This is a genomic window from Streptomyces sp. NPDC018947 (assembly GCF_044390505.1).
Taxonomy (GTDB): domain Bacteria; phylum Actinomycetota; class Actinomycetes; order Streptomycetales; family Streptomycetaceae; genus Streptomyces.
Map to the genome: position 1 here is coordinate 255,894 of NZ_JBIRZD010000012.1, position 12,894 is coordinate 268,787.

At 73.5% G+C, this 12,894-nt stretch carries 13 protein-coding genes; 8 read left to right on the top strand and 5 right to left on the bottom strand.

What is annotated here, in order from left to right:
- Positions 1-99 precede the first annotated feature (99 nt).
- On the bottom strand, positions 100-1,629 hold the full coding sequence (locus ACH499_RS23580; RefSeq protein WP_356200302.1) for a helix-turn-helix domain-containing protein: 1,530 nt from the start codon (positions 1,627-1,629) through the stop codon (positions 100-102).
- A 180-nt stretch (positions 1,630-1,809) separates the two neighbouring features.
- On the opposite strand from ACH499_RS23580, the gene ACH499_RS23585 reads away from it, so the two are divergent.
- The 4 genes from ACH499_RS23585 (at position 1,810) to ACH499_RS23600 (ending at position 5,748) form a co-directional block, all read left to right on the top strand.
- The gene (locus tag ACH499_RS23585) at positions 1,810-2,430 is read left to right on the top strand and encodes an L-threonylcarbamoyladenylate synthase (protein ID WP_356200300.1); all 621 of its coding nucleotides are present in this window, start codon (positions 1,810-1,812) and stop codon (positions 2,428-2,430) included.
- A 113-nt stretch (positions 2,431-2,543) separates the two neighbouring features.
- Positions 2,544-3,299 (top strand): dienelactone hydrolase family protein, encoded by a 756-nt coding sequence (locus tag ACH499_RS23590; RefSeq protein ID WP_356200298.1) that lies wholly within the window; start codon positions 2,544-2,546, stop codon positions 3,297-3,299.
- A 197-nt stretch (positions 3,300-3,496) separates the two neighbouring features.
- Complete coding sequence (locus ACH499_RS23595; protein WP_399018134.1) at positions 3,497-4,327, top strand: aldo/keto reductase; 831 nt, start codon at positions 3,497-3,499, stop codon at positions 4,325-4,327.
- A 440-nt stretch (positions 4,328-4,767) separates the two neighbouring features.
- A complete protein-coding gene (locus ACH499_RS23600; protein WP_399018136.1) occupies positions 4,768-5,748 on the top strand; it encodes an ATP-dependent DNA ligase in 981 nt (326 codons plus the stop codon).
- 202 nt (positions 5,749-5,950) lie between these two features.
- On the opposite strand, the gene ACH499_RS23605 is transcribed toward ACH499_RS23600, so the two are convergent.
- Entirely contained in the window at positions 5,951-6,475 is a 525-nt protein-coding gene (locus ACH499_RS23605) for a hypothetical protein (RefSeq protein WP_356200293.1), read from the bottom strand.
- 377 nt (positions 6,476-6,852) lie between these two features.
- Here ACH499_RS23605 and ACH499_RS23610 point away from each other — a divergent pair, with 377 nt between their 5' ends.
- Positions 6,853-7,644 (top strand): RNA polymerase sigma factor SigF, encoded by a 792-nt coding sequence (locus ACH499_RS23610; RefSeq protein WP_356200291.1) that lies wholly within the window; start codon positions 6,853-6,855, stop codon positions 7,642-7,644.
- A gap of 21 nt (positions 7,645-7,665) precedes the next feature.
- Here the strand turns inward: ACH499_RS23610 and ACH499_RS23615 are convergent, their stop codons facing one another.
- A complete protein-coding gene (locus tag ACH499_RS23615) occupies positions 7,666-7,986 on the bottom strand; it encodes an ANTAR domain-containing protein (protein ID WP_356200289.1) in 321 nt (106 codons plus the stop codon).
- A 218-nt stretch (positions 7,987-8,204) separates the two neighbouring features.
- Here ACH499_RS23615 and ACH499_RS23620 point away from each other — a divergent pair, with 218 nt between their 5' ends.
- Positions 8,205-9,011, top strand: coding sequence for a VOC family protein (locus ACH499_RS23620; protein WP_356200287.1), 807 nt, complete (start codon positions 8,205-8,207; stop codon positions 9,009-9,011).
- Positions 9,012-9,020: 9 nt separating this feature from the next.
- Here ACH499_RS23620 and glgX read toward each other — a convergent pair whose 3' ends face one another.
- Both glgX and ACH499_RS23630 read right to left on the bottom strand, forming a co-directional pair.
- Positions 9,021-11,168, bottom strand: a complete 2,148-nt coding sequence (gene glgX, locus ACH499_RS23625) for a glycogen debranching protein GlgX (RefSeq protein ID WP_356200285.1) — start codon at positions 11,166-11,168, stop codon at positions 9,021-9,023.
- On the bottom strand, positions 11,165-11,680 hold the full coding sequence (locus tag ACH499_RS23630) for a pep a2 (protein WP_356200283.1): 516 nt from the start codon (positions 11,678-11,680) through the stop codon (positions 11,165-11,167). Before ACH499_RS23630 ends, glgX begins: the two co-directional genes overlap by 4 nt.
- Before the next feature lie 263 nt (positions 11,681-11,943).
- Between ACH499_RS23630 and ACH499_RS23635 the strand changes: the two genes are divergently transcribed.
- Positions 11,944-12,267, top strand: a complete 324-nt coding sequence (locus tag ACH499_RS23635) for a DUF5133 domain-containing protein (RefSeq protein ID WP_356200281.1) — start codon at positions 11,944-11,946, stop codon at positions 12,265-12,267.
- A gap of 52 nt (positions 12,268-12,319) precedes the next feature.
- Positions 12,320-12,894 (top strand): maltotransferase domain-containing protein (locus ACH499_RS23640; protein WP_399018140.1); only part of this gene is annotated, 575 nt, incomplete at its 3' end.

The following is a 12,894-nucleotide window of genomic DNA, read 5'->3' on the forward strand; positions in this document are numbered from 1 at the left end:
GGTCCCCCGTTCCGGTCGTGCCCCCGCGGCTCGTCGAACCTACGTGCCCGGCTCGGCCGTTGTGAACCGTGCCGGTGCCCGCTGCCGGGCCGTCCGGACTCACTCGTGCACAGGTGAGTCCGGATGGCCCGGTTTCGTCCCGTGCAGGCGCGGCTGGTCGAGCTCCCCCACCGCCAGATGGGCCAGCACCACCTCGTACAGATCACTGCCGGCGGCGAGCAGTTCGCGCTCGAGGACCGGCTCCGAGCTGCGGACATGCTCGCGCACCGTCTGGGCGTGGACGCCGAGCCGGCGGGCGGCCCGTTCCGCGTTGCCTCCGACGGCGATCCAGGTGCGCAGCGTGCGCCGCAGGTCGCGGGTGTCCGGATCCAGCCGGCCGAGCAGCTCGCGGGCCCAGGTGCGCATCGCGGGGCCCGCCAGCAGTGCGGTGAGGGGGGCGGGGCTCGCTTCGCCCGTGTGCCCGCCGGGGTCCGCGGAGAGGGCCGCCTCGGCGTTCAGGGCGAGGTGGACGGTGGCGCGCACCGTCAGGTCGCTGAAGTCGGTGCCCAGCAGCCCCTCGACGCGGTCCATGCGGGCACGGACGGTGTTGCGGCTGACGCCGAGGACCTTGGCGGTGTTGACGGCGGTGAACTCCAGGCCGAGCCGGGTGGTGGCGAGGAGTTCGGCGCGGGTGTGGTGCGGCAGGGCGTCGAGGGGGCGCAGGACACCGGCCGTCCAGCCCCGCAGCACGGCCGGGTCCATCAGGCGTTCGGGCCGGGTGCGTTCGGCGTACACGGCCGCCTTCTCGGGACGGAACCGGGCCACGGCCAGCGCGCTCACGGCCTGACCGTAGGCGGTGGCGGTGCGGGCCAGGCTCTGCTGGGCGCTGCCGCCGAGGAAGACGCCGGGGAACCGGGCGACGAGCGACCGCAGCACGTCGCCGGTCGCGTCGCGGGGCGTCAGGACGATGACGTGCCCGTCGACGGCCGGGCAGCGCACCACAAGCGCGCGTTCGCCCGTCGCCGACAGGCACTCCTCGGCGAGGCGGTCGCGTTCCTCCGGGCTGCTCTCGACGACGTAGACGCAGGCGGTGTCGGTGTCGAGGAGGCCCGGCCACAGGCCCGCGGCGACGCGGCGCGCGGAGACGGTGTCCTCGACCATGAGCAACTGGAGGATGGCCAGGCGCAGATCGGAGGTCGCCCGGCGCAGCCGGTGCCCGGCGGCCGTGGACTCGTCCCCCGCGAGCAGGAGTTCCACGACCTGGGCGGTGTGCGTGACGATGTCGGCGGCCCGCCGGTCGAACGGGGCGGCGCGGGCCACCGCGAGGACGGCGGCCGGGGCCGGGCGCACCCGCTCGACACGGACCAGGCGAAGATGGCAGCCCCCGTCCTCCAGCGCGGCGGAGGCGATGCGGCCGGCGGTGATGTCCGCGACGAGGTCCTCGTCGAGGGGGATGCCGGTGCCGGCCAGGAGGCCGCCGTCACCGCCCCGGAGGCCGACCTCCGCGTCCACGGCTCCCGCGAGCCAGGTCACGACCCTGCGTACGTCGCGTCCGGCCGGCCGCAGGTGGTCGAGGAGTTCCTGTGCCCATCCCGCGTGCCCGCCCGTGCCCGCGTCCCGTTGCCGTGTCCCGTCCTCTCGGCCCGCCACGTCGGCCTTCTCCTCGTCCTCGCCTGCCTTCGGCCCAGGTCAGGGACGTTACCTCATGGTTCGTGCGCGGCGCGGGGCCCGCGGGCGGCGCACCTGGCCGGCGCGGGTGCGGCGAAGGCGCGGCCGCGGCATCCACCGGGTTCGTCCGTCGCACGGGCGTGGGCGGCATAAGCTCGGTGAATGGCGAAGTACTTCGACGTGCACCCCGACAACCCCCAGCCCCGCAGCATCGCCCAGGTCGCCGACAGCGTCCGCGCGGGCGCGCTCATCGCGTACCCGACGGACTCCTGCTACGCGCTGGGCTGCCGGCTGGGCAGCCGCGACGGGATCGACCGCATCCGCTCGATCCGGCACCTGGACCACCGGCACCACTTCACCCTGGTGTGCCAGGACTTCGCGCAGCTCGGCCAGTTCGTGCAGATCGACAACGACGTGTTCCGGGCGATCAAGGCATCGACGCCCGGCAGCTACACCTTCATCCTGCCCGCGACGCGGGAGGTGCCCCGCGTGCTCCAGCACCCGAAGAAGAAGACCGTCGGCGTGCGCATCCCCGACCACGTCGTCACCCAGGCCCTGCTGGCCGAGCTGGGTGAGCCGCTGCTGTCCAGCACCCTGCTGCTGCCCGACGAGGAGGAGCCGCTGACGCAGGGCTGGGAGATCAAGGACCGGCTCGACCACGTGGTGGACGCCGTGATCGACTCCGGGGACTGCGGCACCGAGCCGACGACGGTGGTCGACTTCTCCGGCGGGGAGGCGGAGATCGTGCGCCGGGGCGCGGGCGACACCGGCCGCTTCGAGTAGCGGCCGCGGGAGGGGGGCCAAAACAGCCCGCGGGCCGGGCGTGCCACGATGACCGTGATCCGCCGGCGCGGCCGGCGGGTCGTCCCCGACCCCGACCGAGAGGCAGGCCCGCCGTGACCGCCGTCCAGGGAACCGCCGTCGACATCCCCACCGCCGACGGCGTCGCCGACGCCTATCTGACGCACCCCGCCGACGGGGGCCCGTATCCGGCGGTCCTGTTCTTCATGGACGCGTTCGGGCTGCGCCCGCGGCTGAGGGCGATGGCCGACCGGCTGGCCGGTGCCGGGTACACCGTCCTGGTGCCGAACCTCTTCCACCGCAACGGGCGCGCCCCGGTGGTGGAACTGCCCGAGTTCATCGACCCGAAGGTGCGGCCGGAGCTGTTCCAGCGTCTCGGTCCGGCCTTCCACGCGCTCACGCCCGAGCGGGCGATGCGGGACGCGGACGCCTACCTGCGGTGGCTGGCGACGTGCCCGGCGGCGGCCGGCGGTCCCGTCGCGCTGACCGGCTACTGCCTCGGCGCCGGGATCGCCCTGCGCACCGCCGGCACCTACCCGGACCGCGTCGCCGCAGCGGCCGGGTTCCACGGCGCGCATCTGGCGACCGAGGCCCCGGACAGCCCCCACCGCGTCGCCGGGCAGGTCCGCGCCGAGCTGTACTTCGCCCACGCGGACCAGGACGAGTCCCTGCCCGCCGAGCAGCAGGAGCGCCTCGCGGCGGCCCTGACCGAGGCCGGCGTCCGGCACCGCTGCGAGGTCTACGAGGGCGCCCGGCACGGCTACACGCAGGCGGACACCGCCGCGTACGACCCGAAGGCGACCGAGCGGCACTGGGAGGCGCTGCTCGACCTGCTCGACCGGACGTTCTGACCCGCACGGCGCGGGACGGACGCCGTGGCCCTGCCCGTCGTCCCGAGCGCCCCGTCGGCCGGTGGGGCGTCCGTCCGGGCTCCGGCACCGCTCGTGGCGGACCCCGTCCCGCGCCGTCCGGTTGATCACCGGTCCCGCCGTGGGTGACGCTGGACGGGCGGCGCTACGCCCGCGCACGGTCGAGGGAAGGTCCCACGGTGATCAGCATCCCGGCGCACACGCTCAACGACGGCACCCGGCTCCCCGCACTGGGTCTGGGCACCTGGCCGATGAAGGACGACGAGGCCGAGCGGGCGGTCCGCACCGCCCTGGAGGCGGGCTACCGCCTGATCGACACGGCGGCGAACTACCGCAACGAGACCGGTGTCGGCCGCGGTGTGGCCGGCAGCGGGGTGCCCCGCGAGGAGATCGTGGTGACCACGAAGCTGCCCGGCCGGCACCACGGCTACGAGCAGACCCTCGCCTCGTTCGAGGAGTCCCGCGCCCGGCTGGGCCTGGAGTACGTGGACCTGTACCTGATCCACTGGCCGCTGCCCCGCGTGGACGCGTACGTCGGCTCCTGGAAGGCCATGGTCAAGCTGCGCGACGACGGACTCGTGCGCTCCGTCGGCGTCTCGAACTTCACGGCGGAGCACATCGAGCGGCTGGAGAAGGAGACCGGCGTCCTGCCCTCCGTGAACCAGATCGAGCTGCACCCGCTCTTCCCCCAGGACGAGCTGCGCGCCTTCCACGAGCGCAAGGGCATCCGCACCGAGAGCTGGAGCCCGCTCGGCCGGGGCAGCGACCTGCTGGACGATCCGGCCGTCGCCGCGGTCGCCGGGGCGCACGGGGTGACGCCGGCGCAGGCGGTGTTGCGCTGGCACGTCCAGCTCGGCGCGGTGCCCGTCCCGAAGTCCGCCGACCCGGCGCGGCAGCGGGCCAACCTCGACGTGTTCGGCTTCGAGCTGGACGCCGGCGAGATGCGTGCCGTGGCGGACCGGGCGCCCCGGCGGATCGGCGGCGACCCGCTGACGCACGAGGAGTTCTGACCGGGGTACCCGGTGCCGGTCGGTGCCGGGTCCGGGGAAGAAGCCGCGGGTGCGCGAGGGGAACGGCCTGCGCGAGTACCGCGGCAGGCGCGACGTCGGCCGGACCGGCGAGCCGGCGGGGCGCGGTGAGCCCGGCGAGGGGCCCGCGGGCGGGCGGCCCCGGTTCGTCGTGCAGATCCACGACGCGCGCACCCTGCACTTCGACTTCCGGCTCCAGGTGGCCGACGTGCTGAAGTCCTGGTCATCGCCTCCTTCATCCCGCGCCACCGCCCCGCCGCCGGGCAGGCGCTCGCCGCGTCGGACGACGGCGTCGAGCCGGAGGCGGCTCCGGCGCGCTGACGCGGGCGGCGCCGGTCCCCGGGCGGGGCGGACCGGCGCCGTTCGGGCGAACCTGACGGGCGACGCGCGTGACGGCGCCCGGGCGCGTCGAGAACTGAGCCGTGGAGCTGCCGCTGATCCCTCCCATGCTCGCCACCTCCGGCACCCTGCCGCCCGCCGCGCAGGACGCGCGCTGGGCCTACGAGACCAAGCAGGACGGCCAGCGGGTGGTGGTCTACCTGCCCGGCGACGGCGGCGTCCTGCTGCGCGCCCGCTCCGGTCAGGACATCACGGCCGCCTATCCGGAGCTGGCGCCCCTGGCCGGCGCGCTCGGCACCACGCCCGCCGTACTGGACGGCGAGGTGCTGGCCCTGGACGAACAGGGCCGCGCCGACTTCCAGTTGCTGCAGTCGCGGATGGGCCTCGCCCACGCCCCCGGCCGGGCCGCGCACCGGGCGGCGGCGGTGCCGGTGCACCTGGTGCTGTTCGACGTCCTGCACCTCGGCTCCCGGTCCCTGCTCCGCCTGCCCTACGCGCGCCGGCGCGGGCACCTGGAGGAGCTGGACCTCCACGGACCGTCCTGGTCCACCCCGGCGGCGCTGGTCGGCCACGGCGAGCAGGCCCTGCGGGCCACCCGCGAGCACGGCCTGGAGGGCCTGGTGTGCAAGCGGCTGGACTCGGTGTACGAACCGGGGGTCCGCTCCCGCGCCTGGATCAAGATCCGCAACATGCGCAGCGAGGACGTCGTGGTGGGCGGCTGGCTGCCCGGCAAGGGACGGCTCACCGGACTGCCGGGCGCCGTCCTGGTCGGCCAGCGCGCCGCGGGCCGGCTGCGCTACGTCGGCGGGGTCGGCACCGGCTGGAGCGAGACCGAGCGCACCGAGCTGGCCGCGCTGCTGCGGGCCGCCGCCACGGACGTGTGCCCCTTCGACCCCGTACCGCGGCTGCCGGGGGCGCGCTGGGTCGTCCCCCGGCTGGTCGGCGAGGTGCGCTACAGCACCCGCACCCGGGAGGGGATGCTGCGCCAGCCGTCCTGGCTCAGGCTCCGCCCGGACCTGGCGCCCGAGGAGTCGGCCGCCGACATCCCCGACGACCTGGTGTGAGCCCCGGCCGTCGCCTCCACCGGCGGTACGACGGCACCCTCTTGGTCCGGCGAGGAGGGACGGGCCCTCGGACTCGCGGCCGTTGACCGCGCCCGGGCACCGGGTCCCCCTCGGTACGGACCTACGGAACGCGACGCCTGCCGCCCCGCGCACGAGGGGACACGGCGCGTCAACTCGCCGCGGGCCGCACGCGCCCGGCCGGTCAGGCGGTGCCTTCCTCCGCCTGGTCCCTCAGGAAGCTGCTCACCTGGTGGGCGAGGCCGCCCTCCCGTCCGCCGCCCGCGGCGGGTCCGGTGACCCCCTCGTGCAGGCCGAGGCCGCCGGTCCACAGCCGCCGGCCGGCCCACTCCTCGTCCACCCTCAACTGCACCTGGACGTCCACCTGTCCGAGGCTCGCCTCGGGTCCGGCGGCGTACAGCACGGCGGTGGCGCGGCGCAGCGGGTGGACGTCGAACCCCTCGACGAACTGCGAGTTGCGCCAGTCGAGGAAGGCGCCCTCGCCGTCGGGGCCGATCCGCACGTCGATCTGGCCGTCCTCGAGATGGACGCAGAAGGGCCGGGCACCGCGGTTCTCCACCGTCACCCGGACGCTGAAGTACGTCAGCCCCTCGGCGGCGTCGTCGCGGCCACGCGGCGGCTCGGCCGCCTCAAGACGGTGGACGCGGACCCGCAGACCGGCATGTTCGTCGTACTCCTGCCAGTCCCCGACCACGTTCGGCTCGTACACAGCGCACCTCTCGACTTCCCGAAGCTGCTTCCTATCCGTGCCCTCAGTGCACTGTCAAATGAGCGGAATGCGCTGTGGCCAGGGGCTTCAGCCCCTTTGATCGGTGATCAAGCGCTGCGCAGGAACTATCCGCCGCGCACGCCCCCGACGATCACGGCGGGCGTGCCGCACATCACGTTGCGCACCGGCCGGTCGGCCCGCTCGGGTGACCACGTGACGCCGTCAGGGCGTAATGTCCCTCTATATGAGGATCTGTTTCGGATTCGGTGCTATCGGGAAAGCCGCAGTCAGTGCTTCGGACAGGAGGCACGTCCGCGGGTCCCGGCACCCCGGTGTTCCGTCCACCCGGCACCCCTGCTGAGGGAGGTGCGCAGACCATGCGTATCGCCAGCAGAACCAAGCCCCACCCGCACGACGACGCGCCGGACACCGCCGCCGCGTTCGAACGGCTCGCCGCGCTGCCCGACGGCCCGGAGCGCAAGGCCCTGCGGGACGAGCTGATCCAGGTCTGGCTGCCCATGGCCGAGCGGATCGCCGTGCGCTTCCGCGGGCGCGGCGAGAGCCTGGACGACCTCTACCAGGTGGCGGCCCTCGGACTGGTCAAGGCCGTCGACCACTACGACCCGGAACGCGGCCACGCCTTCGAGGCGTACGCCGTGCCGACCGTGACCGGCGAGATCAAACGGCACTTCCGCGACCACATGTGGACGCTGCACGTACCGCGCCGCATCCAGGACCTGCGCAACCGGGTGCGCCGCGCCATGAAGGAGCTGACGCAGACCACACCGGGGCGCGCCCCGACGGTCGAGGAGATCGCCGAGCACGCGCACCTGACCACGGCAGAGGTCCGCACCGGCATGGAGGCGCTGGAGTGCTTCACCGCCCTCTCCCTGGAGGCGGAGATGCCCGGCACCGACGGGTACGCCCTCGGCGACGCGCTCGGCGGGCCGGACCCGGCCTTCGACACGGTCGTCGACCGGGTGGCGGTGCGGCCCTGTCTTGAGGCGCTGCCCGAGCGCGAGCGCACCATCCTCTACCTGCGCTTCTTCGGCGGGATGACGCAGAGCCGCATAGCCCAGCAGCTCGGCATCTCGCAGATGCACGTCTCCCGGCTGCTCAGCGGCTGCTTCGACCGCATCCGCGAGGAGATCCTGGCGGAGGCCCGCTGACCCCGGCCGGGGCCGGGTTCCTCATCCCCGGGGGGCGGAGTCGGGTATCTGCCTCGGGCCGTGCCGGTCCAGGGCCTCCTCCAGGGCCGCCCTGATCTCCTGAGGCATCACTCCTGTGCGCCCCCAGATGAGTATCAGTTCCGCGATGCTGCGCAGTTTGATGTTCGTATGCTGGGAAACTTCCTTCAGGACGATCCATCCCTCGTCCGGTGTCATCCGGCCGAGCACGACGACCATCCCGATCGCCTGGTCGACGACGGCGTGCGAGACGACCGCCTCCTTGAGCTGCCGGACCTGCTCCTGCAGCCGGAAGATCTCGTCCGGGCCCCCGTCCGTGGTCATGGTCACCTCCGGATCCGGCGTGTCACCGCCGCTCGCACCACGCGGTACCGCTCCGACGCCTCCATCGTCGTCACATGTCACCCCCTGCGCCACCGGGCCGCCGGGGCCACCGTTTCGGCGCCGGCGCCGGGGTACTCGACAGGCGCACCCCGCCGTTCCGGCCCGACACTGGTGTGGAACCGGTGGCTGCCGGTGGACGAGACCAGGACGCGACTGCCATGAACCACGACATGCCCTCCCCCGCCCGTACGGAGAGTGTCCTCTCCACCGGCTCCGTGTACGGCGCCCCGTGCTGGGTGAGTCTGACCAGCCGCGATCTCAAGGCCACCGAGGAGTTCTACTCCGCCGTCCTGGGCTGGCAGTGGCGGCCCGCCCGGCTGGGCGACCCCTTCCGCATCGCCCTGGCCGACGGGGTGCCGGTCGCCGGCGTCGCCGCCGTCGCCGCGATGTGGCAGATGGCGGTGGCGTGGACCCCGTACTTCGCGGTGCGCAGCGCCGACGAGGCCGTGTCGCGGGCGCAGGAGCGCGGCGGCACCGCCGCGGTCGGCCCGATCTCCCTGCCGCCCGGCCGCGCGGCCCTGCTCGCCGACCGGGACGGCGCGACCTTCGGCATCTGGGAGGGAGAGCTGTTCGCGGACTGGCACACCTGGCGCACCTCGCGCCCCGCCTTCATCAGGCTGCACACGCGCGACGCCTTCGACGCCGCCATCTTCTACGGCGAGATCTTCGACTGGGCGTCCGGACCCGACGGGTGCTGCGAGGTCCTGTACGAAGGCGACGAGGTGGTGCTGCGCAGCCACGGCGACGTGGTCGCGCGCATCGAGTCGGGCGCGCTGGGCGCGGCCCCCGACCCGGCCATCCGGCCGCACTGGCAGGTGCACTTCGCCGTCGACGAGGTCGCGGACTGCGCGCGCACCGCCGAGCGGCACGGCGGCAGCGTGCTGTCGCTGAGCGACGACGAGGCCGTGCTCCGCGACGCCGACGGCGCGCAGTTCACGGTGACCGCGCGCCGCGTGAATCCCTGATCCCACGGCTCACCGGCCGGTGCGGGACGGCCGGGAGAGCAGCACCAGACTGCGGGGCTCCACGGTGAGCGTCGTGCCCGCCTTGTGCTCCGCCTCGTCGGGGGTGCCCTCCGGGTCGGCCGTGTCGATCAGCGCCGTCCAGCGTTCGCCGTAGGCGGCGCCGGGCAGCCGGAAGCCGGCCGGCTCCCAGTGGCTGTTGAACAGCAGCAGGAAGGAGTCGTCCACGACGGGCCGGCCGCAGGAGTCGGGTTCGGCGATCGCGTCGCCGTTGAGGAAGACGCCGACGGCGTGCGCGTCGGAGCGCTGCCAGTCGTCGTCGGACATCTCCCGGGCGTCCGGCAGCAGCCACACCAGGTCGGGCAGCGGCTGGTCGGCGTTGGTCGCCGTCTCGCCGCGGAAGAAGCGGCGCCGGCGCAGGACGGGGTGGGCGGCGCGCAGCGCGATCAGGCGCCGGACGAAGTCCAGCAGGGCGTGCTGCTCCCGGCCCAGCCGCCAGTCGATCCAGGAGATCTCGTTGTCCTGGCAGTAGGCGTTGTTGTTGCCGCGCTGGGTACGGCCCAGTTCGTCGCCGTGGCAGAGCATCGGGATGCCCTGCGAGAGCAGGAGCGTGGCCAGGAAGTTGCGCTGCTGGCGGCCGCGCAGCTCCAGGACGGCCGGGTCCTTCGTCCTGCCCTCGGCCCCGCAGTTCCAGGACCGGTTGTGGCTCTCGCCGTCCTGGTTGTCCTCGCCGTTGGCCTCGTTGTGCTTGTCGTTGTACGCGACGAGGTCGTGGAGCGTGAATCCGTCGTGCGCGGTGACGAAGTTGACGCTGGCGCGCGGCCGGCGCCGGCTGTGCTGGTACAGGTCGGAGGAGCCGGTCAGCCGGGACGCGAACTCGCCCAGCGTGTGCTCCTCTCCGCGCCAGAAGTCCCGCACGGCGTCGCGGTACTTGCCGTTCCACTCCGACCAGAGCTGCGGGAAGTTGCCGACCTGGTAGCCGCCCTCGCCCAGGTCCCAGGGCTCGGCGATCAGCTTGACGCGGCTGATCACGGGGTCCTGCTGGATCAGGTCGAAGAACGCCGAGAGCCGGTCCACCTCGTGGAACTGCCGGGCCAGCGTGGCCGCGAGGTCGAAGCGGAAGCCGTCGACGTGCATCTCGGTGACCCAGTACCGCAGCGAGTCCATGATGAGCTGGAGCACGTAGGGGTGCCGCATCAGCAGGCTGTTGCCCGTGCCGGTGGTGTCGTAGTAGTGCTGCCAGTCGCCGTCCACCAGGCGGTAGTACGAGGCGTTGTCGATGCCCCGGAAGGACAGGGTGGGGCCCTTCTCGTTGCCCTCGGCGGTGTGGTTGTAGACCACGTCGAGGATGACCTCGAGGCCGGCCTCGTGCAGGGTCTTGACCATCGCCTTGAACTCGGTGACCTGCTGGCCGCGGGTGCCGAGGGCGGCGTAGCCGTTGTGGGGCGCGAAGAAGCCGATGGTGTTGTAGCCCCAGTAGTTGGACAGGCCCCTGTCCTTGAGCACGCCGTCGTGCACGAACTGGTGCACCGGCATCAGCTCGACGGCGGTCACGCCCAGGGAGGTCAGGTGGTCCACGACCGCCGGGTGCGCGAGCCCCGCGTAGGTGCCGCGCAGTTCCTCGGGCACGTCGGGGTGGGTGCGGCTGATGCCGCGGACATGGGCCTCGTAGATCACGGTCTCCGAGTAGGGGCGCCGCGGCGGGCGGTCGTCGCCCCAGTCGAAGAACGGGTCGGTGACCACGCCGAGCATGGTGTGCCCGGCGCTGTCGCCGGGGTCCGGCCTGCCCTGGGCGCGTTCGAAGAGGGAGGGGTGGTTGTCCGCCATCCCGTCGACGGCCCGGGTGTACGGGTCGAGGAGGAGCTTCGCCGGGTTGCAGCGGTGGCCCACGGCCGGGGCCCACGGACCGTGGACCCGGTAGCCGTAGCGCTGCCCCGGGCCGACGCCGGGCAGGTAGCAGTGCCAGACGAAGCCGTCGACCTCGGGCAGCGGGACGGTGCTGTGGGTGCCGTCGTCGTCCACGAGGACGAGGTCGACGCGTTCGGCGACCTCGCTGAACAGGGCGAAGTTCGTGCCCTGTCCGTCGTAGGCGGCCCCCAGGGGGTAGGGGTGCCCGCTCCACACGGGCGACCCCTTCCAGTTCGGCCTGGCGCGGGTCACCGGGCCTCCTCCAGCACGCCGTGGGTGGTACTGGCCGGGCCGGCCACGCGGGCCACCGGCATGATCTCGCGCGGCACTTCCAGGCCCTCCTGGGTGATCGGCTCCGGCGCCGTGGGCACCAGCGGTACGCGTTCTCCGGCGCGGGCGCGCTGCGAGAACCAGATGACCTTCGCTCCCGTCTCGGCGGCGCAGCAGCCCCAGCCGTCGCTGTTGGCGGCGAGGTGCTGGAGACAGGTGCGCAGGTCCTGGTCGGGACGGAGCGCGTGGTCGTTGCCCCCTACGGCCGTGATGAGGTGCTGGCGGTTCCACCACATCTCGATCGACGTGTGCTTGTCGCTCGCGTGCTCGTCGATCGCCCGCAGCAGCATCTCGGCGCCGGAGCAGACGGGTTCGACGAGGTTCTCCAGGTCCCAGAACCTGAGGTGAGCGGCCAGGATGCGCCTGACCTGTCCGACCCGTTCCGGGCTCACTTCCACGTCGAGGTGGTAGTAGCAGGGCACTGCGGTCTTCATCGTCGTGGCTCCTCACCGCGAGAGCTCTCGCTTCTCCTCGCCCCTTGGGGGACGGGCTCCCCGTGCACGAAGCGTGAGCACTGGTCGCTTCTGAGTCACTCCAGCGTGGAAGCAGTAGTCCATTCGTGCAACACGAGCGGCCGGCGGCCCGCGCCGGGCGGAGAAAGCGGTTGAAGATCCAACAAGACGGGGAGTCACGGCCCGTGCACCATGTGTGAAGAACTAGCTCGTCCGTACCGGACCGTCCCGGAAGGTGACCGGCCATGCTGCTTCCTGCGAAGACAGAAGTCGCCCGGCAGCTACGGCGTTACCGCGCCTGGGAACGGATGATGCTCGCCTCCCCCGCGGACGTGGGAGTGCGGGCCACGTTCGAGGACTCCGGCTACACCCTGTGCGTGCTCATGGGAAAGCGGTGCGCGCGCGAGGCGGCGGACGCCGCCGAAAGGTATCTGCGGACGAACCTGATCACCTATTTGCAGGAACAGAGCGAGCGGCCCCGTACCGCCCGAGCGGCCCGGCGCGGCCCGCCGGCCGTGGCGGACCGGCTCTCCCCGTCGGGGCGGAAGACCCCCTCCGGCGCAGCTTGACCCATCCGGCCGGGCGCGAACCCGGCCTCGAGCACGGCGGAGGTGAGAACGGATGAGCGCGGCCGTGGAGATCGGGCGTATCCCGGTGCGGGACGTCCACCCGGTGGTGGAGTACGGCAGGCGCCCGGCGAAGGCGGTGGCGGGAGAGACGTTCGAGGTCACCGCGACCGTGTTCCGCGAGGGGCACGACGCCGTGGCCGCCAACGTCGTGCTGAAGGACCCGGAGGGCCGGCCGGGCCCGTGGACGCCGATGCGGGAGCTGGCCCCGGGCACCGACCGCTGGGGCGCCGAGGTCACCCCGGGCGCGCCGGGCCGCTGGACCTACCGGGTCGAGGCCTGGAGCGATCCGGTCGCCACCTGGAAGCACCACGCCGGGATCAAGGTGCCCGCGGGCATCGACACCGGTCTGGTGCTGGAGGAGGGGGCCGAGCTGTACGAGCGGGCCGCGGCGGGGGTCCCGGAGGACTCCGGGCGGGCCGTGGTGCTGGCGGCCGCGGAGGCGCTGCGCGACGACTCGCTGCCGGTGGCCACCCGGCTGGCGGCGGCGCTGACGCCGGAGGTGGACGCGGTGCTGGCCCGGCACCCGCTGCGGGAGCTGGTCACCACCTCCGACCCGCTGCCCCTGCT